Consider the following 24,287-nt stretch of genomic DNA (forward strand, 5'->3'; position numbering starts at 1 on the left):
CCCTGATGCCCTCCACCACCGCGGACCCCGTGTCGAAACCCGCCGCCGAGCGACCCGGCTGGCTCAGCTGGTCCATCGCCGTCCTGTTCGGCCTGTTCTTCGCTTATGACGTCTTCGAAGCCGTCGGCAACCTCGTCGGCATCGTCGGGACGGCGAACGGCCTCGCCGTTCCGGTCCTGCCGCTCGGCTGGGTCGTTCTCATCGGCGGCCTGCTCCTGCCGGTCGTGGCCTTCGCGATCGCCTTCTGGACCGGTCGCGAGCGGTCGCTCGGCGAGCAGGCCGTGCGCTACCTCGTCGCCCTGTGCGTCGTCGCGGCGATCTCGCTGTCGGTCCTCGCGATGTTCGGCGCGCAGCAGCTGATCGACCTCTCCGTCTGACCCGGCCGCCGCATCGTCACACGACGAACCGCCCGGTGTGCCTCCGATAGGCTTGCGATGGCCGCCGGACACCGACGCGCTGCCCACCCCACTGCTACTGCGAAGGAACCGTTCCGTGTCGAAACCGGTCGTACTGATCGCCGAAGAACTCTCACCAGCAACCGTCGACGCCCTCGGGCCCGATTTCGACGTGCGCTCCGTCGACGGGACGGACCGCCCGGCTCTGCTCGCGGCGATCGCCGACGCCGACGCCATCCTGGTCCGATCCGCGACCAAGGTCGACGAGGAGGCCATCCAGGCGGCCACCCGGTTGAAGGTCGTCGCGCGCGCGGGTGTCGGTCTCGACAACGTCGACATCAAGGCCGCCACGACGGCCGGGGTCATGGTCGTCAACGCACCCACGTCGAACATCATCTCCGCGGCCGAGCTCACCGTCGGCCACATCCTGAGCCTCGCCCGCCACATCCCGGCTGCGCACGCCGCGCTCGCCCAGGGGCAGTGGAAGCGGTCCAAGTACACCGGTACCGAGCTCTATGAGAAGACCATCGGCATCATCGGCCTCGGCCGTATCGGTGCCCTCATCACGGCCCGTCTGCAGGCGTTCGGCACGAACGTCATCGCGTACGACCCCTACATCACGTCCGCTCGTGCGCAGCAGCTCGGGGTGCAGCTGGTCACGCTCGACGAGCTGCTGGCGCAGTCCGACTTCATCACCATCCACATGCCGAAGACGCCGGAGACGACGGGCATGATCGCCGGCCCGCAGTTCGCGCTCATGAAGCCGACGGCCTATGTCGTCAACGTCGCCCGCGGCGGCCTGATCGACGAGGACGCGCTGTACGAGGCGCTGTCCAACAACGTCATCGCCGGTGCCGGCCTCGACGTCTTCGTCAGCGAGCCGCCCACCGACACGAAGCTGCTCGGGCTCGAGAACGTCATCGTGACGCCGCACCTCGGTGCGTCCACGGATGAGGCACAGGAGAAGGCCGGCGTCTCGGTCGCCAAGTCCGTGCGCCTCGCGCTCGGCGGCGAACTCGTCCCGGACGCGGTCAACGTCGCCGGCGGCGTGATCGACCCCTACGTCCGTCCCGGCATCCCGCTCGTCGAGAAGCTCGGGCAGGTGTTCGCCGCGCTGTCGACCTCGTCGCTCACGAGCGTCGACGTCGAGGTCCACGGCGAGCTGAGCGGGTACGACGTCAGCGTCTTGAAGCTGGCCGCGCTCAAGGGGATCTTCACGAACATCGTCAGCGAGACGGTCTCGTACGTGAACGCCCCGCTGCTCGCCGAACAGCGCGGTGTCGTCACGCGCCTGCTCACCGACGAGGTGAGCGAGGAGTACCGCAACGTCATCACGCTGCGCGGAGCCCTCAGCGACGGATCGCAGATCTCGGTGTCGGGTACGCTGACGGGCACGAAGCAGACCGAGAAGATCGTCGAGATCAACGGCTACGACGTCGAGGTGCCGTTCGCGAAGCACCACATCGTGATGGTCTACACCGACCGACCCGGCATCGTGGCCGTCTACGGCCAGCGGTTCGGCGAGGCGGGCATCAACATCGCGGGCATGCAGATCGCCCGTCACGAGGCCGGTGGCCCGGCGCTCAGCGTCCTGACGGTCGACTCGCCGGTCGCCGACGACGTCCTCGAGGTCATCCGCGAGACGATCGACGCGACACTACTCCGCGAGATCGACATCACCGAGCAGTAGCCCGACCGCTGCTCCGACCCGATGCCCCGCGCCGACCGGTGCGGGGCATCGTCGTCCGCAGGCCGAGGCGCCGACGCCGTTCCGGTGCGCCCGGCGGGCGTCGCGGCTCAGCGCCCGCCGGCGGGGAGCAGTCGCGCGATGACGGCCAGGAGCCGCTCGATCGACTCGTCGCTGCCCTCGTCGGGGTCGCTGACACCCATGCCGAGCTGCGCCGTGTTGGCGTAGAGGCCGTCGGACATCAACACGATGGCACGAGCGGTGTCGGGGTCGCCGACGGCGTCCTCCACCGTGCGCAACCAGCTCCGGCGGATGTCCGCCATCGCGTCGCTCGCCTGGGCGTGCTGTCCCTGCGCCAGCCGCGCGACGGCGATGATCGTCCGGTCGAACGGGGTGCCGCAGTCGACGGAGGTGCGCACGAAGTACTCGACGACGCCCTCCGGGGCCGCGAGCATCCGCGCCGTGTCGGCCTCGCTCATGTCCGAGAGCCGCTCGATGAGGCCGTCGACGAGGGCCTCCTTGCTGCCGAAGTGGTAGAGCAGTCCGCCCTTGGAGACGCCGGCGGCCGCGGCGACGGCGTCGAGGGTGGCGGCGCGTTCGCCCTGCTCGATGAGGAGTTCGGCGAAGGCGTCGAGGACGCGTTCTCGGGCTGCGGTCTGCTTCGCCATGGCTCCATCGTATTCGGCTCGTCGGATTCGGATTGATACTATACCGGCTGGACGGTATAGTCGAGCGGGCGGCGCCCGACCGGCGCCGTTCTCCACGCTTTGAAAGAGGTCACCGTGTCCACCGCCACCGAACCCACCGCCGTCGCCGCTCCCCGTGCCGGTCGGCGAGCCTGGTTCGCGCTCGCCGTCCTCATGCTCCCCGTCCTGCTGGTGTCGGTCGACAACACGGTCCTCAACTTCGCGCTGCCCGCGATCTCGAGCGCGCTCACCCCGACCGGGACGCAGCTGCTCTGGATCGTCGACATCTACCCGCTGGTCCTCGCCGGCCTGCTCGTGTCGATGGGCAGCCTCGGCGACCGCATCGGTCGTCGTCGCCTCCTGCTCATCGGCTCCATCGGATTCGGTGTCGTCTCCGTCGCCGCGGCGTTCGCGCCCAGCGCCGAGCTCCTGATCGCGGCTCGGGCGGCGCTCGGGTTCTTCGGAGCGATGCTCATGCCGTCGACGCTCTCGCTGTTGCGGAACATCTTCCTCGACCGCGACCAGCGACGGTTCGCCATCGCCGTCTGGGCCAGCGGGTTCGCCGCCGGCAGCGCACTCGGGCCGATCGTCGGTGGGATCATTCTCGAGCACTTCGCCTGGGGCGCGGTGTTCCTGCTCGCCGTCCCGGTGCTCCTGCCGCTCGTCGTCCTCGCACCCTTCCTCATCCCGGAGTCGAAGGACCCGAACCCCGGACGCATCGATGTCCTGAGCATCCTGCTCATCCTCCTGACGATGACGCCGCTCGTGTTCAGCATCAAGCACCTGGCGGAAGCCGGCTTCGACCTGCTCACGGTCGTCTCGATGGTCGTCGGCGTGGTCAGTGGCGTCCTGTTCATCCGCCGTCAGCTCCGCCTCGAGCATCCGCTGCTCGACCTGAGCCTGTTCCGGCGGGCCTCGTTCAGCGGCGCCGTGGTCATCAACCTGCTGAGCGTGACGGCGCTCGTCGGTGGGCTGTTCTTCGTGTCGCAGCACCTGCAGCTGGTGCTGGGCCTGCAGCCGCTCGACGCCGGGCTCGTCCTGCTCCCCGGCCTCATCGTGATGATCATCGCGGGCCTCGTGATCGTGCCCATCTCCAAGCGGGTCCGTCCGGGCATCGTGGTCCCGATCGCACTCGTCGTGTCCGCCGTCGGCTACGCCTCCATCGCGATCACCGGGGGAGACGTGTCGGCCCTCGGGATCGGCCTCGCGTTCGTCGCCCTCGGGCTCGGCATCGGCTCCGCCGAGACGGTGTCGAACGAGCTCGTGATCGCGAGTGCGCCGCCGGAGAAGGCCGGTGCGGCGTCCGGTGTCTCCGAGACCGCCTACGAGCTGGGCGCGGTGCTCGGCACGGCGACGCTCGGTACGGTGCTCACCGCTTCCTACCGTTCCACGGTCGTCCTGCCGGACGGACTGACCGCTGCTCAGCAGCAGGCGGCGGGGGAGACCCTGGGTGGTGCGGCGAACGTCGCCGAGCAGCTGCCCGGTGACCTCGCGGGTGCACTCATGGACTCCGCGCGGCACGCCTTCGACAGCGGTGTCGGTGTCGCAGCGTGGATCGGCGTCGGCCTCATCGTGGCCGCCATGCTCGTCGCGGCGATCGGTCTTCGCCGGGTCCGGTAGGGCTCCGTCGATCGTGCCACCCGGAGACGGGTGGCACGATCCGCCCGAGGTCGGAGGCGTTAAGCTGGGCGCACACCGTCGTCGCATCCTCAGGAGTCGCATGTCCCGCACCGTCAAGCTCGCAGTCATCCCCGGCGACGGGATCGGTCCCGAGGTCGTCGGCGAGGCGCTCAAGGTCCTCGATGCGGCGGTGCAGGGTGGCGACGTCCGGTTCGAGCAGACGCCTTTCTCGCTCGGCGCCGCGCGGTTCCTCGAGACCGGTGACGTGCTGACCGACGCGGACCTCGCTGCGATCGCCTCGCACGACGCCATCCTCCTCGGAGCGGTCGGCGGCGTGCCCGGCGACCCCCGGCTCGCGAACGCGAACATCGAGCGTGGACTGCTCCTCAAGCTCCGGTTCAGCCTCGACCACTACGTCAATCTGCGCCCGACCGTGGTGTACCCGGGTGTCCCGAGCCCGCTGAGCGAGCCCGGCGACGTGGACTTCGTCGTGGTCCGTGAGGGCACGGAGGGGCCGTACGTCGGCAACGGCGGAGCGATCCGCCAGGGCACGCCGCACGAGATCGCGAACGAGGTCTCGGTCAACACCGCCTACGGGGTGGAGCGGGTGGTGCGCTACGCGTTCGCCGCTGCGGCCGCGCGTCGGGGGAAGCTCACCCTCGTCCACAAGACCAACGTCCTCGTCTTCGCCGGTTCGCTTTGGAAGCGCGTCGTCGACGCGGTGTCCGCGGAGTTCCCCGACGTCGCGGTCGACTACCTGCACGTCGACGCGGCCACCATCTTCCTCGTCACGGATCCTGCTAGATTTGACGTCATCGTCACGGACAACCTCTTCGGCGACATCCTCACCGATCTGGCCGGCGCGATCAGCGGCGGCATCGGACTCGCGGCCTCGGGAAACATCAACCCGGACGGCACGTACCCGAGCATGTTCGAGCCCGTCCACGGATCGGCGCCCGACATCGCCGGGAAGCAGCTGGCCGACCCGACCGCCGCCATCCTCTCCGTCTCCCTGATGCTGTCGCATCTCGGCCTCGAGACGGAGGCGGCGCGAGTCGCCACTGCCGTCACCGCCGACATCGCCGCCCGCACCGGCGCAGTACGCACGACGACCGAGGTCGGCGATGCGATCGCGGCCCTCGCGGCGAACCGGTAGACGCCCACCAGACACGCAGATCACGACGGAAGACACCATCATGACGATCAACCTCCCCATGGCGCAGCGCGAACTCGCCTTCACCGTGACCCCCAACGAGCAGCCCGTCCCCGCCGCAGAGCGCGACGCGATCCTCGCCGATCCGGGCTTCGGGCAGCACTTCACCGACCACATGGTCGACATCTGCTGGTCCGAGCGCGGTGGATGGCACCGCCCACGGGTCCAGGCCTACGGTCCGATCTCGCTCGACCCGGCTGCCGCCGTCCTCCACTACGCCCAGGAGATCTTCGAGGGCCTGAAGGCGTACCGTCACGCCGACGGCTCCATCTGGTCGTTCCGCCCCGACGCCAACGGCCGCCGCCTGCAGCGCTCGGCCAAGCGGCTCGCGCTGCCGGAGCTCCCGGTCGAGTACTTCGTCGAGTCGATCAAGCAGCTCATCGCCGTCGACGGCTCCTGGGTGCCGTCCGCGCCGGAGACCAGCCTGTACCTGCGGCCCTTCATGTTCGCCAAGGAGGCCTTCCTCGGCGTCCGCCCGGCGAGGAAGGTCAACTACTACGTCATCGCCAGCCCGGCCGGCGCGTACTTCACCGGCGGCGTCACCCCCGTGTCCATCTGGCTGTCCACCGACTACAGCCGTGCGGGCAAGGGCGGCACCGGGGCGGCGAAGACCGGCGGCAACTACGCGTCCTCCCTGCTCCCGCAGGCCGAGGCGTACGAGCACGGGTGCGCCCAGGTGCTCTTCCTGGATGCACAGGAGGCGACCTACATCGAGGAGCTCGGCGGGATGAACGTCGTCCTCGTCAAGCGTGACGGCACGCTCGTCACGCCGGAGTCGGACTCGATCCTCGAAGGCATCACCCGCGACAGCATCCTGCAGCTCGCGGAGGACCGCGGACACCGGGTGGAGCGCCGCCGGGTCACGATCGACGAGTGGCGCGAAGGCGTCGAGAGCGGCGACATCGTCGAGGTGTTCGCCTGCGGGACGGCTGCGGTCGTCACGCCGATCGCGCAGCTGAAGGCCAAGGACTTCACCGTGGGCGACGCCGACGCTCCGGCGGGCGAACTCACGATGTCGCTGCGTCAGGAACTGACCGACATCCAGTACGGTCGCCTGCCCGACCGCCACGGGTGGATGACGCGTCTCGACGCCGAGTAGCCTCCGAGCAGCCTGGGAAGCCCCGCACCTCGTGCGGGGCTTCCGTGTCGCCGGGGCACCTCGGGATAGGCTGGCATGGTGAAAATCGCTCGCTTCAGTCACGATCAGGCCATCCGCTACGGCATCATCGACGATGCGGATCTCGTCGTCCTCGACGGCGATCCGCTCTACTCGGGCTTCGAACCGACGGGGGAGCGCGTCCCGCTCGCGGATGCGGTCCTGCTCGCACCGGTCATCCCTCGCTCCAAGGTCGTCGCCGTCGGCAAGAACTACCACGACCACGCCGCCGAGATGGGTGGGGAGGCTCCCACCGAGCCGCTGCTCTTCCTGAAGCCCAACACCTCCGTGGTCGGGCCGGGGGACGCCGTCGTCTTCCCGAAGCAGTCCGAGCGCATCGACTTCGAGGGCGAACTCGCCATCGTGATCGGTGGCGTCGCCAAGAACGTCAGCGCGGAGCGTGCCGACGAGGTCATCTTCGGCTACACGATCGCCAACGACGTCACGGCTCGCGACCTCCAGGAGTCCGACGGCCAGTGGGCCCGCGCGAAGGGCTTCGACACGTTCTGCCCGCTCGGCCCCTACATCGAGACGGAGTTCTCCTTCGACGGCGCGACGATCGAGACCCGGGTCGACGGTGAGGTCCGCCAGCACGCCCCACTCTCCGACATGGTGCACTCCATCGGCGCGATCGTCGAGTACGCGTCCGCCGTCTGGACGCTCCTCCCGGGCGACGTCATCCTGACCGGGACGCCGGCCGGCGTCGGACCCTTCACCGACGGCCAGGTCGTCGAGGTCGAGGTCTCGGGCATCGGCGTCCTCCGGAACACCGGCCGCCGACCCTGACCCGCGTCAGCTGCGCTGACCGAGAGCGGTCAGCGCAGCTGCGACGTCGTCGTCGGTGTTCCAGAGGTGGAACGCTACCCTCGCCCGGCCGGCGCGACCCGATGCCGTGATCCCGGCCGACTGCAGCGCCCGGAGGTCGTGTCCATCGGGATCCGTCCACGTGACGATGGCCGAGGCCGTCCCGGTGAGGAGCGACCGGCTCTCGCCGATGCCCGCCCGGAGCGCTGCTGCGAGCCGGGTGTCGTGCTCGTACACGGCGACGGCGTCGACCGCCGCGAAGAGGGCGATGGCGGGCTCGGCGCCGACCCAGGCCTGCCAGGCGGGGGAGACGTCGAACCGTCGTGCGCTCTCGGCGAGATGCAACGACGGGCCGTAACACGACGACCAGACGTCGGCGCCCGAGTACCAACCGGCCTGGCTCGGCCGGAGGCGGTCCATCACCTCGTCGCGCACCGTCATGAACGCCACACCTCGTGGCGCGCAGAGCCACTTGTAGGCGTGGCACACGGTGATGTCGTCGGCCGAGGCGTCGACGGGGAGCCACCCGGCCGCCTGGGTGAGGTCGTTGAGCGTCAGCGCGCCGTGGACGGCCGCCGCCTCCCGGATCGCGACCACGTCGGCGACCGCGCCGGTCGCGGACTGCACTGCGGAGTAGGCGACGAGCCAGGTCGAGGCGTCGATATGGGCGGCGAGTTCGGTGAGCGGCGCGTGGCGGACACGGACACCGCGGTGTGCCTGCATGAGGAACGGGGCGACGAGCGAGCTGAAGTCGCCCTCGACGCACAGGACCTCGGCGCCGTCCGGCACGGACGCCGCGACCATGGCGACCATGGCGGAGGTCTGGGATCCGATCGCCACCGAGCGGACCGGTACGTGGACCAGCTCGGCGAAGGAGCCGCGCACCCGCTCGACGACGGCGCCGTAGGCGGCTGCATCGGTTCGAGCCGCCTGCCAGGCGGAGAGGTCGGCCATGATGGCGTCCGTCGTGCCGATCGTCGGCAGTCCCAGCGTGCAGGCGGCCAGGTAGCCGGGTGCGGATGGGAAGGATCCGCTGGCTTCCTGGAAGCTGAGGGTGCTCATGCATCCAGTCTCTTCGCCGGGTATCCATACGACAAGGACCGACTCTCGATGAGAACCATAACGAGGGATTATGCTTCGAGGGTGTCCACCCTCTCACCGCAGCCATCGTCATCGGCCCTCGACGCCGGTTCCCTCCTCGTCGTCGGCGCCATCGCCTCGACCGGGTCGATCACGGCCGCCGCGCACGCGCTCGGCTCGAGTCAACCGGCGGTGAGCCAGCATCTCCGCCGGCTCGAGCGTCGGCTCGGCATGCCGGTCGTCGAGCGCGTCGGTCGGGGCGTCCGCCTCACCGAGGCCGGTGCGATCCTCGCCGGACACGCGGTTGCGGTGGACCGAGCGGTGCGCGCGGCGTCCGAGGAGGTCGCGGCACTCGCGGGGTTGCGGAGTGGGCGGGTGCGCCTCGTCGCCTTCCCTTCGGCGTCGTCGATGCTCGTGCCGCAGCTCCTCGCTCGCCTGGCCGACGAGCATCCGGGGATCGGGGTCTCCTTCGTCGAGGCCGAACCGCCGGAGGCCGTCGCCGCGGTCCGTGCCGGTGAAGCCGACGTCGCGATCACCTTCAGCTACCCGGGCGATCCGGACGACCCGCATCGGGAGAGCGCGGCCGGACTCCGCGTGCGCCGGTTCGGCACCGACCCGATGCGTCTCGTGCTCCCGGTCGGCCACGCTCGAGCCGGTGATCGGCAGGTCGACCTCGCGGCCCTCGCCGGTGAGCGTTGGATCGCGGGTTGTCCGCGTTGCCGAGGTCATCTCCTCGGTCTCTGCAGGTCGAGCGGCTTCGAGCCCGTCATCGCGCACGAGACCGACAATGCGATCGCGGTCACCGCCCTGGTGGCGGCCGGGCTCGGCGTCGCCCTGCTACCCACCCTCGCGCTCGCGGCCGCACAGCTGCCGACCGAGGTGGTCGTGCTGCCGACGCGCAACGACGACGACCGGGCGCTCCACCTCGTCAGCGCCGAGCACGCGGACCGTATCCCCGCCGTCGCTGCACTCCTGCGGATCGCCGCGTCCGTGGGCGGCGCGACTAAGATGACAGGCGATGTCTGACACGATTACGCACCCCTTCTCCACGGCTTCCGGCACCGACGTCCGCGTCCGGTTCTGCCCGTCGCCGACCGGCACGCCCCACGTCGGTCTCGTCCGCACGGCGCTGTTCAACTGGGCGTACGCCCGGCACACGGGGGGCAAGCTCGTCTTCCGGATCGAGGACACCGATGCCGCTCGCGACAGCGAGGAGAGCTACGAGCAGCTCGTCGACGCGCTCACGTGGCTGCGGCTCGACTGGGACGAGGGCGTCGGCGTCGGCGGACCCCACCCGCCGTACCGGCAGTCCGAGCGGAGTGACATCTACGCCGACGTGATCGCACGGCTGACGGCTGCCGGGCACCTCTACGAGAGCTTCTCGAACGCCGACGAGATCGACGCCCGCAACGAGGCGGCCGGCCGGCCGAAGCAGTTCGGGTACGACAACTTCGACCGCGACCTCACCGACGAGCAGCGCGCCGCGTTCCGAGCCGAGGGCCGCGAGCCGGCACTCCGTCTGCGGGTCCCGGACGACGACCTCAGCTTCGACGACCTCGTGCGCGGTGAGATCACCTTCCCGGCCGGGTCGTTCACGGACTTCGTCCTCGTGCGCCCGAACGGCAAGCCGCTCTACACGCTCGTGAACCCCGTCGACGACGCCATCATGCAGATCACCCACGTCCTCCGCGGCGAGGACCTGCTGCCGTCGACACCGCGGCAGATCGCGCTGTACCACGCGCTCATCGACATCGGCCTCACGACCTTCGTCCCACGGTTCGGTCACCTGCCGTACGTCATGGGCGAAGGCAACAAGAAGCTCTCCAAGCGCGACCCGGAGGCGAACCTCTTCCACCACCGCGACCGCGGCTTCGTGCCGGAGGGGCTCATCAACTACCTCGCGTTGCTCGGATGGTCGCTGAGTGGCGACCGCGACGTCTTCTCGATCGACGAGATGATCGCCGCGTTCGACGTCGTCGACGTCAACCCGAACCCGGCGCGCTTCGACCTCAAGAAGGCGGAGTCCATCAACGGCGACCACATCCGACTGCTGGAGCCGGCCGACTTCCTCGGCCGCATCACGCCGTACCTCGTCGAGGCCGGCGTGGTGAGCGAGCCCGTCACCGAGGCGCAGCAGGCCGTGCTCGAGCAGGCCGCCCCGCTCGTCCAGGAGCGCATCGCGCTGCTCGGCGAGGTCCCCGCGCTCCTCGGCTTCCTGTTCCGCGGTGCAGCGGAGCTCGAGTACCAGGACGACGCGCTCAAGGGTCTTCCGGCGAACGCCGGCGAGGTGCTCGCCGCGTCCATCGGCGCGCTCGAGCTCGTCCCCGAGTCGGAGTGGACGGCCGGATCGATCCAGGACGCGCTCGCCGGTGCGCTCATCGAGGGCCTCGGACTGAAGCCCCGTATCGCCTACGGCCCGCTCCGCGTCGCCGCGTCCGGGCGTCGGATCTCCCCGCCGCTCTTCGAGTCGCTCGAGATCCTCGGGAAGACGGAATCGATCACGCGACTCGATCGGCTCTCCGCGCACCTCGCGTCATGAGCGACTCGTACGACGTCGTCGTCGTCGGCGCGGGGCCCGCGGGACTCTCGGCCGCGCTGAACCTGGCGCGCGCGCGTCGGCGCATCCTCGTGCTCGACGGCAATCGCCCACGGCACGCTGCGACGCTGCGCTCGCACGGGTTCCTCACCCGCGACGGCATCGCTCCGCTGGATCTCCGGCGAATGGGGCGCGAGGAGGTCGCCGCGTATACGAACGCGGAGGTCCAGTTCGCGTCCGTGCAGTCGATCGAGGCGACCACTGACGGCTTCCACGTCGTCGCCCAGGGGGTCCGCGGCGAACCGGATCGCGACGTCGTGACCCGGACGGTCGTCGTCGCGAGCGGTCTCACGGAGACGCTGCCGAAGGTCGCGAACCTGCGGGCCTTCTACGGAACGGATCTGCACAGCTGCGTCGAGTGCGACGGGTACGAGAAGGCCGACGCACCGCTCGCGCTCATCGGCGAGACGACGGACCTGGCGGAATGGGCGATCCTCATCGCACAGTGGTCGTCGGACCTCATCGTCTTCACGAACGGTACCGACACCGTCACCGGCCCCGAGGAAGCCGCGCTCGCTTCCGCGGGCATCCGGGTCGAGCGCGGAGCGATCGCGGAGCTCGACGGCGGTCGCGACGGCTTCACGGGTGTCCGCCTCGCCGACGGTGCGCTCATCCCACGCTCCGGGGGGTTCGTGCGGCCGCAGTGGGCCGCGCCCCTCGGATATCTGGAACAGCTCTCACTCGATCGCGACACCGACGGGTACGTCGTGGTCGACGCCTGGGGTCGCACGTCCGTGCCGGGCGTGTACGCCGCCGGGGACATCACGCCTCCCGGCCCGCAGCAGCTCATCGTCGCGGCCGGGAACGGCGCTCGGGTGTCCAGAGCGCTCAACCGGGACCTCGCGGGCGTCCCCGGCTGAGCGCTCCGCGACGCGCCCGGGACGCTTCGATTTGAGACGGCCGCCTCCGTAGGCTAGTGTTGTTCTTCGGTCGGGGCTTCGGTTCTGACAGTGGGGTATGGTGTAATTGGCAACACGACTGATTCTGGTTCAGTTGTTCTTGGTTCGAGTCCAGGTACCCCAGCCAGACGGCAACACCACGACGAAGGCCCGCGATCATCGCGGGCCTTCGTCGTTTCCGGCGTGCTCGGCCCGTCCGTGGGCCGGTGGGTGCAGTGGCACACCGACGTCCTCAACGAGGCCCCGAATCCTCCTCGACGGCAGTGCGCTCGAACGCGATGATGCGCTCGACCGCCGGGGCGATCTGCGACGCCATCCGACGGAAGACCTCCGGGCCCTGACCGAACGGGTCGACGACGTCGTCCTGGGCCGGATCCGGGAGTCGTGCGCTCGTCCGGTTGGCCGCCAGCTCGGGGGCAAGACGCATCCAGCGCGCTGCTCGCGCGCGGGGGAGTCGTCCCGAGTCGACGGTGTCGAGGAGTCGGGCGAATTCACGAAGGGAGAAGGCCCGACGCAGCGCCTCCGGGCACAGCCGGAGGACGGCGCTGCGATGCTCCCTCGTCATGGTGAGGACGACGTCCTGTCGAGCCACGAGGTCGGCGGTGAGCTGCGTCGCGGTGAAGCCGGCCGCCGTCGCGGCGAGCGGACCGAGCAACGCCGCGCTCGAGGGGTCGATCGGGTGTCCGCGCAGCGCGCCCGTCCCGGCGCTCCGCACCTCGAAGCCGGACGCGTCGACCTCCGACAGCCTACCGCCGAGGAGGAACTCGGCATACGGGGATCGACAGATGTTGCCGGTGCAGACGATCAGGATCCGGGTCGGAGGCGGATCGAGCGGGGTGTTCATGCCGTGGTCCGCCGTGGTCGACGCGTCGGGGCGGTCCGGTGATAGTACGCGTAGGACGACGACTGCTCTCCTCGAGCCACCTCGATGCGGTTGAGGACGACCCCGAGGAGCTTCGCCTGGACGAAGCTGAGGTTCTCGAGGGACTGCCGGAGCTGGTCGCGGTGCAGTCGGCCGTCGGCCGACGCCACGAGCAGGACGCCGCTCGCAAGGGTCGACAGTGCTGTCGGGTCCGAGACGTTGATGAGCGGGGGTGTGTCGATGACCACCACGTCGTACGCGTGTTCCATCTCGGAGAGCGCACGCTCCATCGCTGCTGATCCGAGGAGTTCGCTCGGATTCGGCGGCAGCTCGCCGGAGGTGAGGACGGCGAGACGCCCCGCCCCGTCGACCGCTTGCGAGGCATCGCCGAGGCTGATCCTGCCGGTGAGCACGGTCGTGAGCCCGACCGCACCCTCGAGACCGAACATCTCGTGCTGGCGGGGTCGGCGCAGGTCCGCATCGACGAGGAGGACGGAGTTCCCCGCCTCTGCGAGGACGAGCGCGAGGTTCGCCGCGGTGGTGCTCTTCCCCTCGCCCGGGACCGAGGACGTGACCATCACACTGCGGAGTCCGCCGTCGATGGATGCGAACTGGAGGTGTGTCCGAAGCTGCCGGAAGCTCTCGGCGCGCCGGCTGTAGCTCTCCGTCGATCCGAGGATGAGTTGGGCCGCGTCGGTGGGTTCCGTGTGGAAGGCGCCGAGGATGCTCGTGTCCGTGAGCTTCTCGATCGCCGAGCGACCGCGGAGTCGGGTGTCGAGGACCTCGATGAGCAGCGTGATCCCGACGCCCAGGGCGAGGCCGGCGAGGATGCCCACCGCGAGGTTCTGCAGCACGTTCGGCGCGACGGGGGACCGGGGTGGAGACGCCTCTTCCACGATCGTCAGCCCGACCGGGGTCGGATCGCCCAGCGCACCGGCGGAGTCCACCTCGTTGGCGCTCTCGACGTCGTCGACGAGGTCGACGAGCACCTGGGCTGCGGTGTTCGCGATGCGGGCTGCCGCAACCGGATCGCTGTCGACGGCGGAGATGTCGATCAGGACCGACTGCGCGGGATTGGACGCTGAGATCGTCCCGATGAGCGACGCGGGGTCGAGGTCGAGGCGGTCGGCCACCGTGGACCGGACGGTCGAACCGGTGGCGAGGATCACGTACGAGGCGACGCGGCTCTGGGCGAAGGCGTTGCCCTGATTGAGGTCGCCGACGGAGTCGCCGCCGGTGACGGCGACGAACAGTTGGCCAGTCGACTGGTACACGGGCTGGGTGATGAGGGTGTATCCGTGGGCGAGTGCCGCTGCTGCCGCGGTGATCGCGACGATGAGCAGCCAGCGATGGCGGAGGATGCGCAGGTAGTCCTTCAGGTCCATTCTGATATGTTAGTCGTCTGACATGCGCGTCGCGTCCGGCGGAGACGACGCAGGGCCCGGACGCTCGAGTCCGGGCCCTGCATGACGGTGGTGGGGCGGTCTGCCGTTCAGGCGGCCTTGCCGAACCGGTCGGTGCCGTTCGCACGAGGTCGGCGCGGGGCGCGGTTCGTCTGACGGACCGTCGGTTCGGTCATGACGGGTCGTTCACTGCCGACCACGGTGCGGTCTGCGACCCTGGCATCCCGATCGACGCTCGCGCCGTGGGCGACCTGGACGTCGGCACCCAGACGGGCGTCGCTTCCGACCCGCGCTCCGCGTCCGATGACACAGCGCTCCCCGATGTGGACGTTCGCGCCGATGAAGGCGCCTTCCCCGATCACCGCGGACCGGTCGATCCAGGTTCCGGCACCGATCCAGGCGTTGGCACGGATGTCCGCGTCAGCCTCCACGAAGGTGGTGCGTTCGATGAACGCCGACGGATCGATCAGTGCACGAGCTGCGACCATGCCCTTGCCGTTCGGGTGGTGACGGTACCGTTCCACCTCGCCGGTCCGGCCTTCGATCTCTTCGTACACTCTCGCCATGGGTGACCCCCTTCTGGTCTACTCAACACTGGGGACAACGCCGGGTGGCTCCCGGTCATTCCTTCCCGGGGCCTGCCTGGGAATCCCATGAGTCTCGTGCTGTGCTGTAGAGGGTGTTCGGAGGAGGAGCCCGCCGCGGTTTGGTCGTGACGGGTCATTGGAAGTCGCGCGAACGGGTGTTCGCCCCGATCCGGAGCGCTTCCAACCGATCCGCCACCAGATTGACGATGCCTTCCGGTGATCGCTCCAGCATGCCGCGGACCACCATCGCCGGGGCTTCCCTGGCCACGCGGCGATACCGGTTCCAGACACCGACGCTGCAGATCACGTTGACGAGTCCCGCTTCGTCCTCGAGGTTCATGAAGGTGATGCCGCTCGCCGTCGCCGGCCGTTGCCGATGCGTCACGACACCCCCGACCTCCACGCGACGGTCCGTCTGCGCCGTCAGGAGTTCGTCGGACCGCAGCGCCCCTCGTCGCATGAGCTCGGCTCGGACGTGGCGGATGGGGTGGTCGTCGGTCGACATCCCGGTCGACCAGATGTCGGAGATGAGTTGTTCGGCGGCCGTCGGAACCGGGAGCAACGGCGGCTGCACGGTCGTGAACGTCCCCTCGAGCTGGTCGGGACGATGCCGACTGGCCTGCGCTGCGCCCCACATCGCCTCACGACGGGTGAGGCCGAATCCGTCGAAGGCGCCTGCCGCCGACAGCGACTCCAACTGCGAGGAGCTCAGGCCGATGCGCCTGGCCAAGTCGGCCTGGCTGGTGAACAGCCCTCCGGACTCCCGTTCGGCGACGATCCGCTTCGCGAGCTCCTCACCGATCCCCTGGACGGAGGAGAGTCCCAGCCGGACGGCGAGTGCGCCGTCGCGCCGGTGTCCTGCCGAATCGTCGGGAAGGAGCGGATCGAAGAGCCCGGTCGGCCCCTGTTCGTGTTCGAGGCAGCGCGTGCGCCCGCCGGGAGCGACCGGGGCACCGGGGGCGGCCTCCGGGTCGAGCGCTTCGAGGCCGGCCTGTGCGCCGGAGCGATGCAGATCGGGACGCAGGACGGAGACGCCGTGTCGGCGGGCGTCGGCGACGAGGGTCATCGGCGAGTAGAACCCCATGGGCTGCGCGCGGAGCAGGGCCGCGAGGAACGCCCCCGGGTAGTGCAGGCGCAGCCAGGCGCTCACGTAGACGAGGAGGGCGAAGCTCAGGGAGTGGCTCTCGGCGAAGCCGAAGTTGGCGAAGGCCTGGATCTTGGCGTACACGGCATCGGCGTCCGCACCGACGATGCCGTTACCGGCCATGCCGACGTACAGCGTGTCCTTGAGGCTCTCGATCTTCTCCTCGCCGCGCTTCGATCCCATCGCCCGGCGCAGGAGGTCAGCATCCTCGGCCGAGCACCCACCGACGGCCATCGCCATCTGCATGAGCTGCTCCTGGAACAACGGCACGCCGAGCGTGCGTTCGAGGACCGGTTCGAGGCTCGGGTGGAGGTAGGTGATGGGCTCCTGGCCGGTCTTCCGGCGCAGGTAGGGGTGCACCGCGCCGCCCTGGATGGGCCCCGGCCTGATCATGGCGACCTCGATGACGAGATCGTAGAACCGGCGGGGGAGCAAGCGCGGCAGCATGCCCATCTGCGCGCGGCTCTCCACCTGGAAGACCCCGATGGTGTCGGCCCGGCAGAGCTGGTCGTAGACCCCTGCTTCGTCCTTCGGGATGGTCTCCAGGGTCCAGCGTTCCCCGGTGTGCTCGGCCACGAGGTCGAAGCAGTACTGGATGGCCGAGAGCATACCGAGACCCAGGAGGTCGAACTTGACGAGACCCATCCAGGCGCAGTCGTCCTTGTCCCACTGGAGGACCGTGCGACCGTCCATGCGCCCGTGCTCGATCGGGCAGACCTCGCCGACCGGCCGATCGGTCAGCACCATGCCACCCGAGTGGATGCCCAGGTGCCGGGGCAGGGTGAGCATCTGCTGCGCAAGACCGACGACGCGCTCGGGGATGTCGTGGTCGGCGCTCGACATGACCCCGCCCCAACGCTCGACCTGTTTCGACCAGGCGTCCTGCTGACCGGGGCTGTACCCGAGCGCCTTGGCGGTGTCGCGGACGGCGAACTTCGGCCGATAGCTGATGATGTTCGCGACCTGAGCGGCGTTGCGGCGCCCGTAGGTCTCGTAGACGTACTGGATGGCCTCCTCGCGCCGGTCGGAGTCGAAGTCGACGTCGATGTCGGGCTCCTCCTCCCGCATGCTGGAGAGGAACCGTTCGAACGGCAGCTCGTAGAAGATCGAGTCGACGGCGGTGATCCCGAGCAGGTAGCAGACGGCCGAGTTCGCGGCGGAACCGCGTCCCTGGCAGAGGATGCCCCGGCCGCGGGCGAAACTGACGATGTCGTGCACGATCAGGAAGTACCCGGGGAAGTCCTTCTGCTCGATGACCTCGAGCTCCCGTTCGATGCGTCGGAGGTGTTCGGGAGTGGCGTCGGGGTACTTGACGGGGACGGCTTCGAGCACGAGGTGCCGAAGCCAGCTCATGGGCGTATGGCCCTCCGGGACGCGCTGTCGCGGGAGCTTCGGGCGGACCGCCCGCAGGCTGAAGGCGAGTTCGTCGGCCAGCTCGACGCTCCGTGCCACCGCTCCGGGATATCTGGCGAACCGGTCCGCCATCTCGGCTCCGCTTCGCAGGTGCGCGGTTCCGGCCGCGGGAAGCCATCCGTCGAGCTCGTCGAGGCTGCGTCGTGCTCGGACGGCCGCCAGCGCGGTCTGGAGTCGATGCTGCTCGGGCGTGGCGTAATGGACGTTGCCCGTGGCGACGACGGTGAGGTCGAGCAACGCCGCGATCTCGGCGAGTGCATCGTTCTCCGCCGAGTCCTCCGGGTGGCCGTGGTCGCTCAACTCGACGACGACGTGCTCCGGACCGAACAGGGCGACGAGTCGGTCGACCGCGGCGGCGGCGGCCTCCAGACCGTGCTCACGGAGCGCGGTGCGGACGAACCCCTTGCGGCACCCGGTGAGCACGGTCACGTGGCCGGCGACGGAGGCGGCGAGCCGCTCGAGGTCGTAGATCGGGTGGCCCTTCTCGGCTCCGTCGGCGAGTTGTGCGTCCGTGATCGCGCCGGCCAGGCGGTGATACCCCTCTGCTCGACGGGCGAGCAGGAGTAGATGATGCCCGACGGGGTCGGGGACGCCGTTCTGCGGCCGGTCCAAGCCGATGGACAGTTCGGCACCGTAGACCGTCCGGAGGTCGGGGAACCGTTCCGCCGCCTCGGCCATCCGGACGACGCCGTAGAAACCGTCGTGGTCGGTGAGCGCGAGCGCGTGCAGGCCGAGTGCCGCAGCCTCTTCGACGAGCCGCTCCGGCGGGCTCGCGCCGTCGAGGAAGCTGAAGCTCGAGTGCGCGTGGAGTTCCGCATAGGGGACCCGCGTCGTCGGCGGGCGCTGCTCCGGTGGTTCGGGGACGTACGGTTGACGCTTCCGCGACCAGGCCGGGCTGTCCCCGCCGTCGGCTCCCAGCGGCAGGGTGGCCGGTCGGCTCGCGTCGGACAGACGGCGCTCGAACTCCGACCATGAGACCGGGGGGTTGTTCCATCCCATGCTGGGCTCCTTCGTCATGCGGTGCGGTGCGGACGTGATGCGGTTCAGTCGTAGCGGGCCTCGGCCCTCCAGTGCTGCTCCTCCAACAGGAGGAGCCAGGCCTCACCCGAGTCGTCGAGGACCTGGAGACGGTGGACGCGATGGTGGCCGTCGTCGTCCCACCAACGTTCGTCGATGCTCCAGGGGCCGGCCCAGCCGTCGATGACGTGCCAGTCCGAGAGGGCGAAGAACCGTGCGGGCGCTGCACTCACGGTGCTGCGCTCGTCGACCGCCACGGCCAGTCCCGTCGCGTCGACGACCTCGACCGGCACGGCGGTGTCGAAGACGGTCGAGGGAGCCGCTCCCGGGATGGTCCCGGGCCAGGGCCGGTTCCTGCGTTCGGCCACGGCCGCCTCACCACCCGGTGGAACACTGCCCCAGGGGACCAGGATGCGGCGGTCGAGGAGGAGGCGTCCGCCGGACGGCACCGCGGTCACGACGCCGTCGTGACCGAGCATGCTCTGGACGCGGGCGAGTCCGCTGTGGATGCGTTCATCCGGTCCGCTGCCCCAGAGCCCTTCCTCGTGTTCCGCGGCGTCGTCGAGGGTCTCCGGGACGACCTCGACGAGTTCGACGGGGGAGGCGAGTCCGTGATCGATGTTGGACGCGCCCTGCAACTGCCAGCGCACGCGATCGAGGACGTCGCCGGCGGTGAACCAGCGTGGGTGGAGCCAGGTGCGGGTGGAGCGCTCCCCGCGCTCGCTCCGCATGCTGATCGTGATCGCGGTGGTCACGAGGCCGGCCTCGGCCAGGCCGGTGATGAACCGTTCCGCGGACTGCCGGAACCCGAAGGTCAGCTGGTCGATGCGGTCGAGCGGGGGCTCGAAGGCGATCGACACGGCCAGCTCCGTCGGCGGCACGCGAGGGACGACGCTTCGGGCGTCCGCGCCGGCTGCGAGGCGGTGCGCTCGGGCGCCGTCGGGGCCGAAGCGGTCGCGGACCTCGGTCGCGGGCAGTGCGCCGAACGCCCCCAGGGTGCTGATCCCGAGCCGGTGCAGCAGTGAGCTGAGTTCGGGGCGCCCGAGTGTGGACAGGGGGAGTGGGGCCAGGAAGGCGGGAGAGGCTCCGGAGGGGATGACGATGATCCGGGAACCGTCCTGCTGGAACACGGTGGACCTCGCGGCCTGCTCCGCGGCGAAGGGGCCGTCGGCGATGCCGATCCGTGCATCGGGGACACCGAGCTCGTCGAGGCGGGCCAGGAGGACCTCCGCCGCAGCCGACTCGCCGCCGTAGTATCTGCTCGGTCCTCGGGATCGGATGGCGCAGAGCCCGGCCCGGAAGGGCTGGACGCCCGGCATGAGCTCCTCGATGCCGAGGAGGATCGGCTCGAAGGCGCGGGTGTCCACGACCGGGTCGTAGTCGGCGGTCGCCAGTTCCGGACAGCGGGCCTCAGCCTCGCGGACACGGAGTCCTCGCCGCACTCCTGCTCGACGTGCGGTGGCGTCGCAGGCCAGGACCTCACCATGCTCGATCAGGGCCAGCGGAGCGTCGGTCGTGTCCTCGGACAGCGTCCCGGAGAGTCGTGCCGCCACGATCGGCCAGTCGGGGCACCAGAGGACCATGGTGCGCTCGACCGGTCCCGCAGGCGGTTCGGTCGTCATCGGTTCACGACCATCGGGAGCCGGACGACCGTGTCGTCGTCGAGGAGGCCGGAGCCGGCGAGCGGCGCGGTGCGACCCTCGGTCGATCCCAGGGGCAGCGTCAGGTGTGCGGTCCTGGGCCGGCCCGCAGCCCCCTGGCCGAGCATCGAGCTGACGGTGAGCCGCCGATGCCGGAGATGTCCGTGCCCCGCCCCGAGGCCGCTCCAGGAGCTCTCGGTCACGCGCAACGTCGCATCGCTCTGCGGCCAGGAACCGAGGACGATCAGTGCGGCCTCGCGCTGCCGGAGGCGAGCCGCGAGTCTGGCGGCGTCGCTCGGGGCGATCCGTCCGGGAGGCGCTGTGATGAGCACGCCGGCGACGTCGGCCATGGCCGCGGTGACCGTGAGCCAGTCCGGACCGGGCTGGGGGACGAGGACGAGTCGTTCGAGGTCGATGCCCATGGAGGCCGCCGCCTCCACGCCGAACGACGGGAGACCGATGACGGCGCACCAGGTCCCGGCTGCGGACGGTCCGGCCATGAGCGACATGGCGAGTGCCGTGGAGCCGAGCACGGAGTAGCTGCCTCCGGCCTGGAGGGCGCCACCGGGCAGGAGCCGGGAGAGCTCAGGAGCGGTCGGCAGGGATCGGGTGTCGAGGCGCGTCCCCTGCATCCGCTTGATGCGCCCCTGGAGTTCGTGCAGCTCGGTCGCGGTGTCCGCCCTGACGGGGGAGTCGACGAGTGCGCGGAGGGCCATGGCTCAATATTCGAACATATCTTCGAACAAGTCAACCGGCTCGATCCGGTCTCGACGACGACCGACGGATGACTCGACCATGGTCCTGCATCCCACCGACACGCGGTCCGCGGTGTCAGCAGCGCCCGGTACGCTGGGCCCATGTGCGGACGTTTCGTCGTGACCGAATCCACCGAGGAACTCATCGAGCTCTTCGACATCGACCACGCGGCTGCCGAGCTGCCCGGGCCCTCGTACAACGTGCGCCCGACCGAGCAGATCCCGATCATCCTCGACTCGGTGAAGACGGGGCCGGTGGTCCGTCGGCTCGAATCGGCGCGGTGGTCACTCGTGCCGTCGTTCGCCACCGAGTTGAAGAGTCAGTACCCGACCTTCAACGCTCGCGCGGAGGAGGTCACCACCAAGCCCACGTTCGCGCCATCGGTCAAGCAGAAGCGCGCGTTGGTCCCTGCCGCCGGGTACTACGAGTGGCACACCGAGGGTGCGACGAAGACCCCGTACTACGTGCAGACCGCTGGTGGTGAACTGATCGTCTTCGCGGCCCTCTACTCGTGGTGGCGCGATCGCTCGCTACCGGACGACGACCCACGGCGTTGGGTGCTGAGTGCGACCATCCTCACGCGGCCGGCGGTCGGTCCCTTGCAGGAGCTTCACCCACGGACGCCCGTGACGCTGCCTCCGGAATGCTGGGACGCCTGGCTCGATCCGCACCACGAGGCCGACCAGGACGAGGTCGACGAGATGGTGTCCGCAGCGACCGACGTCGCGGAGCAGCTCGTCTTCCACCGGGTGGCGCCGTTGCAGGGCGATGGTCCTGAGCTCATCCTCCCCGTCCAGGAGTAGCCGCAGGAGAGTCGCCCGGAGGCGCGGAACGGAACCGCCCCGGAAACACGAAACCCACCCCGGACACACAGAACCGCCCCTGACGCGAACGTCAGGGGCGGTTCTCGGTGTCTCAGACGCGAGGGCTGGAATGACCGGCCGCTCGGATCGTCAGCTCCGACTGATCAGAGAATCAGAGGGGGCGGATGTTCTCGGCCTGCAGGCCCTTGGGGCCCTGGTTGGTCTCGAACTCGACCTTCTGGTTCTCCTCGAGCGAGCGGTAGCCGCTCGTCGCGATGGCGGAGAAGTGTGCGAAGACGTCGGCGCTGCCGTCGTCAGGAGTGATGAATCCGAAGCCCTTTTCGGCGTTGAACCACTTCACAGTTCCAGTTGACATGTATTTCCTCTTTCATGAGTGACCGTTCCCGACTTTCGGGCCCGTTCGTCGCGGTGTTCTTTGCTCGCTCCTCAGAAAAGCAGCGTATCCATCGGTGGAAACGCGGCTTGAAATACCTGCGCAACACAACAACTTCGATCCACGTTAGCCCATCTCGGCTCGAAACGGCAGCCGAACACGTAACGGATTGGCCAATTCTGCGTCTTTTCTCGACAACTGGCGGGTGAGTGGCCTGATCTGGGGTCGGATGTCGTGATGTGGGGTGATTCTTCAGACACCGACCGTAGGCTGTGGCCATCTGCAGAGCTCGCGCTCGTCCGAGCATCCGCTCATCGCCCCGGCTGGGAAGTCGACACGATTCCTCCGGAGTGCCCATGTCAACTGAAGCCATCCTCGGCCCGGTTCGTGCCACGAGCCCCCGCAAGCCCGGCGCTGCGAACGTCACCAGCTCCTACTCGTCGCTGTTGAAGACGGTTCGCGAAGCGGGACTCCTCCGCCGCCACCGCACGTTCTACATCCTCACGTTCTCGTTCCTCGTGATCGCGCTCCTCGGCTGCGTCACCGGGTTCGTCCTGCTCCGCGAGTCCTGGTTCCAGCTGCTCATCGCCGGCGCGCTCGGCATCATCCTCACCCAGTTCGCCTTCCTCGCCCACGAGGCCTCGCACCGCCAGGTCTTCGAGTCGGGCCGCGCGAACGACCGCGCCGGCCGGTTCCTCGCGGCGGGCATCGTCGGCATCAGCTACTCGTGGTGGATGACGAAGCACACGCGCCACCACGCGAACCCGAACCAGGTCACCAAGGACCCCGACATCGAGATCGACACGATCTCCTTCATCGAGGAGGACGCTGCCAAGGCCAAGGGCCTGCAGGCCCTCATCACCCGCAAGCAGGGCTACCTCTTCTTCCCCCTCCTCATGCTGGAGGGCATCAACCTCCACGCGCTGTCCTTCAAGACCCTCTTCGGTCCGGGCAAGGTCGACGGCCGCGCCGCCGAGATCAGCATGATCGTCGCCCGCGTCGGTCTGTACCTGGCCGCGATCTTCCTCTTCCTGCCCGTCGGCATGGCGTTCGCGTTCCTCGGCGTCCAGCTCGCGGTCTTCGGCGTCTACATGGGTGCGTCCTTCGCGCCGAACCACAAGGGCATGCCGATCATCCCGGCCGACATGAAGCTCGACTTCCTCCGCAAGCAGGTGCTGACCTCGCGCAACGTCCGCGGCTTCGGCATGGCCACCTTCATGGGCGGCCTGAACTACCAGATCGAGCACCACCTGTTCCCGAGCATGCCTCGCCCGGCTCTGGCTCGTGCTCGCGTCATCGTGCGGGAGCACTGTGAGACCCAGCAGGTGCCGTACACCGAGACGACCCTGCTGCAGTCCTACGCCATCGTCATCGAGTACCTCAACCGGGTCGGCCTCTCGGCCCGCGACCCGTTCGACTGCCCGGCGGCGGCGAACTTCCGCCGCCGGTAGTCGACCGGTCTCAGACCTCGAGCGTGTCGAGCGGGGCGAGCGGGTAGTAGGTCCCACCGCCCTGTTCGGTCGCCCACTGCAGGCGGTCGTGCGACATGCTCTGTCCCGGCCCCGAGAGCACCATCTCGTGCGTCCCGAACGCGCGCTTCGGCGCGACGGCGGTGACGAAGTCCATGCCCTCGGAGATCTTCATCCACGGTGCACCCGCCGGGGCGGCCAGGACGTCGACCTCGACGCCCTCGGGGACGGCGAAGGAATCGCCGGGGTAGTACACGAGGTCGTCGATGAGGACGCCCACGTTGTCGATCACCGGGATCGACGAATGGATGACCGCGTGGGTCCCGCCGAAGAAGCGGAGCGTGAAGGGCCCCGCTTCGACCACGTCTCCCGGGGCGACGACGGTGATGTCGTACCCGTCCGCGGCGGCGGCCACACCGGCCGGTCCGTAGAGGACGGCCTCCGGGCTCGCGGCGAGGATGCGGTCGAGGTGCTCCGCGGTCCAGTGGTCGGGGTGCAGGTGCGTGATCAGGACCGCCGCGGTGTGCTCCACATCGGCGATCGGGGACGTGAACGCGCCCGGGTCGACGATCAGCTTGGCGCCGTCCGTCTCGAGGAGGAATGCTGCATGTTCGAACTTCGTGAGTCTCATAGGACGAGTGAATACCGTGGGAGCGCCGGGGG

21 protein-coding genes and 1 tRNA gene are annotated in these 24,287 nt (G+C 69.4%); 12 read left to right on the forward strand and 10 right to left on the reverse strand.

Features of this window, described 5'->3' with window-relative positions:
• Nucleotides 1–5 precede the first annotated feature (5 nt).
• Nucleotides 6–377: a bacitracin resistance protein gene (locus tag GV015_RS10945; protein WP_139382441.1), complete on the forward strand. Its 372-nt coding sequence runs from the start codon at nucleotides 6–8 to the stop codon at nucleotides 375–377.
• A 115-nt stretch (nucleotides 378–492) separates the two neighbouring features.
• On the forward strand, nucleotides 493–2,085 hold the full coding sequence (gene serA / locus GV015_RS10950; RefSeq protein ID WP_071260923.1) for a phosphoglycerate dehydrogenase: 1,593 nt from the start codon (nucleotides 493–495) through the stop codon (nucleotides 2,083–2,085).
• A 107-nt stretch (nucleotides 2,086–2,192) separates the two neighbouring features.
• Here the strand turns inward: serA and GV015_RS19245 are convergent, their stop codons facing one another.
• Nucleotides 2,193–2,750, reverse strand: coding sequence for a TetR/AcrR family transcriptional regulator (locus GV015_RS19245; RefSeq protein WP_079705616.1), 558 nt, complete (start codon nucleotides 2,748–2,750; stop codon nucleotides 2,193–2,195).
• A gap of 114 nt (nucleotides 2,751–2,864) precedes the next feature.
• Here GV015_RS19245 and GV015_RS10960 point away from each other — a divergent pair, with 114 nt between their 5' ends.
• The 4 genes from GV015_RS10960 (at nucleotide 2,865) to GV015_RS10975 (ending at nucleotide 7,543) form a co-directional block, all read left to right on the forward strand.
• Nucleotides 2,865–4,388, forward strand: a complete 1,524-nt coding sequence (locus GV015_RS10960; RefSeq protein ID WP_236555407.1) for an MFS transporter — start codon at nucleotides 2,865–2,867, stop codon at nucleotides 4,386–4,388.
• Nucleotides 4,389–4,488: 100 nt separating this feature from the next.
• On the forward strand, nucleotides 4,489–5,544 hold the full coding sequence (locus GV015_RS10965) for a 3-isopropylmalate dehydrogenase (protein WP_159878335.1): 1,056 nt from the start codon (nucleotides 4,489–4,491) through the stop codon (nucleotides 5,542–5,544).
• A 40-nt stretch (nucleotides 5,545–5,584) separates the two neighbouring features.
• Nucleotides 5,585–6,700: a branched-chain amino acid aminotransferase gene (locus GV015_RS10970; protein ID WP_193555817.1), complete on the forward strand. Its 1,116-nt coding sequence runs from the start codon at nucleotides 5,585–5,587 to the stop codon at nucleotides 6,698–6,700.
• Between the two features lie 78 nt (nucleotides 6,701–6,778).
• Nucleotides 6,779–7,543: a fumarylacetoacetate hydrolase family protein gene (locus GV015_RS10975; RefSeq protein ID WP_159878337.1), complete on the forward strand. Its 765-nt coding sequence runs from the start codon at nucleotides 6,779–6,781 to the stop codon at nucleotides 7,541–7,543.
• A gap of 6 nt (nucleotides 7,544–7,549) precedes the next feature.
• Here GV015_RS10975 and GV015_RS10980 read toward each other — a convergent pair whose 3' ends face one another.
• Nucleotides 7,550–8,623, reverse strand: a complete 1,074-nt coding sequence (locus GV015_RS10980; protein WP_159878339.1) for an aminotransferase class V-fold PLP-dependent enzyme — start codon at nucleotides 8,621–8,623, stop codon at nucleotides 7,550–7,552.
• A gap of 81 nt (nucleotides 8,624–8,704) precedes the next feature.
• On the opposite strand from GV015_RS10980, the gene GV015_RS10985 reads away from it, so the two are divergent.
• The 4 genes from GV015_RS10985 (at nucleotide 8,705) to GV015_RS11000 (ending at nucleotide 12,263) form a co-directional block, all read left to right on the forward strand.
• A complete protein-coding gene (locus GV015_RS10985) occupies nucleotides 8,705–9,667 on the forward strand; it encodes a LysR family transcriptional regulator (RefSeq protein WP_236555409.1) in 963 nt (320 codons plus the stop codon).
• Nucleotides 9,660–11,180, forward strand: a complete 1,521-nt coding sequence (gene gltX, locus GV015_RS10990) for a glutamate--tRNA ligase (protein WP_159878343.1) — start codon at nucleotides 9,660–9,662, stop codon at nucleotides 11,178–11,180. Before GV015_RS10985 ends, gltX begins: the two co-directional genes overlap by 8 nt.
• Nucleotides 11,177–12,097, forward strand: coding sequence for an NAD(P)/FAD-dependent oxidoreductase (locus GV015_RS10995; protein WP_159878345.1), 921 nt, complete (start codon nucleotides 11,177–11,179; stop codon nucleotides 12,095–12,097). Before gltX ends, GV015_RS10995 begins: the two co-directional genes overlap by 4 nt.
• 91 nt (nucleotides 12,098–12,188) lie before the next feature.
• A tRNA-Gln gene (locus tag GV015_RS11000) sits at nucleotides 12,189–12,263 on the forward strand.
• Between the two features lie 105 nt (nucleotides 12,264–12,368).
• On the opposite strand, the gene GV015_RS11005 is transcribed toward GV015_RS11000, so the two are convergent.
• The 6 genes from GV015_RS11005 to GV015_RS11030 form a co-directional block, all read right to left on the reverse strand.
• Nucleotides 12,369–12,980: a low molecular weight phosphatase family protein gene (locus GV015_RS11005; protein WP_159878347.1), complete on the reverse strand. Its 612-nt coding sequence runs from the start codon at nucleotides 12,978–12,980 to the stop codon at nucleotides 12,369–12,371.
• Nucleotides 12,977–14,383, reverse strand: coding sequence for a polysaccharide biosynthesis tyrosine autokinase (locus tag GV015_RS11010; RefSeq protein WP_159878349.1), 1,407 nt, complete (start codon nucleotides 14,381–14,383; stop codon nucleotides 12,977–12,979). Before GV015_RS11010 ends, GV015_RS11005 begins: the two co-directional genes overlap by 4 nt.
• 107 nt (nucleotides 14,384–14,490) lie before the next feature.
• On the reverse strand, nucleotides 14,491–14,967 hold the full coding sequence (locus GV015_RS11015; RefSeq protein ID WP_079002213.1) for a DapH/DapD/GlmU-related protein: 477 nt from the start codon (nucleotides 14,965–14,967) through the stop codon (nucleotides 14,491–14,493).
• 154 nt (nucleotides 14,968–15,121) lie between these two features.
• Nucleotides 15,122–18,544: an error-prone DNA polymerase gene (locus GV015_RS11020; RefSeq protein ID WP_159878351.1), complete on the reverse strand. Its 3,423-nt coding sequence runs from the start codon at nucleotides 18,542–18,544 to the stop codon at nucleotides 15,122–15,124.
• A 44-nt stretch (nucleotides 18,545–18,588) separates the two neighbouring features.
• Complete coding sequence (locus tag GV015_RS11025; protein ID WP_159878353.1) at nucleotides 18,589–20,184, reverse strand: DNA polymerase Y family protein; 1,596 nt, start codon at nucleotides 20,182–20,184, stop codon at nucleotides 18,589–18,591.
• A complete protein-coding gene (locus GV015_RS11030) occupies nucleotides 20,181–20,918 on the reverse strand; it encodes a hypothetical protein (RefSeq protein ID WP_193555816.1) in 738 nt (245 codons plus the stop codon). The genes GV015_RS11025 and GV015_RS11030 overlap by 4 nt, the downstream gene beginning before the upstream one ends.
• Nucleotides 20,919–21,059: 141 nt before the next feature.
• Between GV015_RS11030 and GV015_RS11035 the strand changes: the two genes are divergently transcribed.
• Nucleotides 21,060–21,761: an SOS response-associated peptidase gene (locus tag GV015_RS11035; RefSeq protein WP_159878355.1), complete on the forward strand. Its 702-nt coding sequence runs from the start codon at nucleotides 21,060–21,062 to the stop codon at nucleotides 21,759–21,761.
• Between the two features lie 172 nt (nucleotides 21,762–21,933).
• On the opposite strand, the gene GV015_RS11040 is transcribed toward GV015_RS11035, so the two are convergent.
• Entirely contained in the window at nucleotides 21,934–22,137 is a 204-nt protein-coding gene (locus GV015_RS11040) for a cold-shock protein (RefSeq protein ID WP_056006986.1), read from the reverse strand.
• 374 nt (nucleotides 22,138–22,511) lie between these two features.
• On the opposite strand from GV015_RS11040, the gene GV015_RS11045 reads away from it, so the two are divergent.
• Complete coding sequence (locus GV015_RS11045) at nucleotides 22,512–23,606, forward strand: acyl-CoA desaturase (RefSeq protein ID WP_085510601.1); 1,095 nt, start codon at nucleotides 22,512–22,514, stop codon at nucleotides 23,604–23,606.
• Nucleotides 23,607–23,616: 10 nt separating this feature from the next.
• Here GV015_RS11045 and GV015_RS11050 read toward each other — a convergent pair whose 3' ends face one another.
• Nucleotides 23,617–24,255 (reverse strand): MBL fold metallo-hydrolase, encoded by a 639-nt coding sequence (locus tag GV015_RS11050; RefSeq protein WP_159878357.1) that lies wholly within the window; start codon nucleotides 24,253–24,255, stop codon nucleotides 23,617–23,619.
• Nucleotides 24,256–24,287 lie beyond the last annotated feature (32 nt).

The sequence above is a fragment of the Plantibacter sp. T3 genome (assembly GCF_902506515.1).
GTDB lineage: Bacteria > Actinomycetota > Actinomycetes > Actinomycetales > Microbacteriaceae > Plantibacter > Plantibacter auratus.

Coding starts and splice junctions, on each gene's coding strand:
- GV015_RS11050 (WP_159878357.1), bottom strand. CDS start 24,255: ATGAGACTCACGAAGTTCGAACATGCAGCATTCCTCCTCGAGACGGAC.
- GV015_RS11020 (WP_159878351.1), bottom strand. CDS start 18,544: ATGGGATGGAACAACCCCCCGGTCTCATGGTCGGAGTTCGAGCGCCGT.
- GV015_RS11045 (WP_085510601.1), top strand. CDS start 22,512: ATGTCAACTGAAGCCATCCTCGGCCCGGTTCGTGCCACGAGCCCCCGC.
- GV015_RS19245 (WP_079705616.1), bottom strand. CDS start 2,750: ATGGCGAAGCAGACCGCAGCCCGAGAACGCGTCCTCGACGCCTTCGCC.
- GV015_RS11010 (WP_159878349.1), bottom strand. CDS start 14,383: ATGGACCTGAAGGACTACCTGCGCATCCTCCGCCATCGCTGGCTGCTC.
- GV015_RS10970 (WP_193555817.1), top strand. CDS start 5,585: ATGACGATCAACCTCCCCATGGCGCAGCGCGAACTCGCCTTCACCGTG.
- gltX (WP_159878343.1), top strand. CDS start 9,660: ATGTCTGACACGATTACGCACCCCTTCTCCACGGCTTCCGGCACCGAC.
- GV015_RS11030 (WP_193555816.1), bottom strand. CDS start 20,918: ATGGCCCTCCGCGCACTCGTCGACTCCCCCGTCAGGGCGGACACCGCG.
- GV015_RS10995 (WP_159878345.1), top strand. CDS start 11,177: ATGAGCGACTCGTACGACGTCGTCGTCGTCGGCGCGGGGCCCGCGGGA.
- GV015_RS10945 (WP_139382441.1), top strand. CDS start 6: ATGCCCTCCACCACCGCGGACCCCGTGTCGAAACCCGCCGCCGAGCGA.
- GV015_RS10980 (WP_159878339.1), bottom strand. CDS start 8,623: ATGAGCACCCTCAGCTTCCAGGAAGCCAGCGGATCCTTCCCATCCGCA.
- GV015_RS11040 (WP_056006986.1), bottom strand. CDS start 22,137: ATGTCAACTGGAACTGTGAAGTGGTTCAACGCCGAAAAGGGCTTCGGA.
- GV015_RS11015 (WP_079002213.1), bottom strand. CDS start 14,967: ATGGCGAGAGTGTACGAAGAGATCGAAGGCCGGACCGGCGAGGTGGAA.
- GV015_RS11005 (WP_159878347.1), bottom strand. CDS start 12,980: ATGAACACCCCGCTCGATCCGCCTCCGACCCGGATCCTGATCGTCTGC.
- GV015_RS10965 (WP_159878335.1), top strand. CDS start 4,489: ATGTCCCGCACCGTCAAGCTCGCAGTCATCCCCGGCGACGGGATCGGT.
- GV015_RS11025 (WP_159878353.1), bottom strand. CDS start 20,184: ATGACGACCGAACCGCCTGCGGGACCGGTCGAGCGCACCATGGTCCTC.
- GV015_RS11035 (WP_159878355.1), top strand. CDS start 21,060: ATGTGCGGACGTTTCGTCGTGACCGAATCCACCGAGGAACTCATCGAG.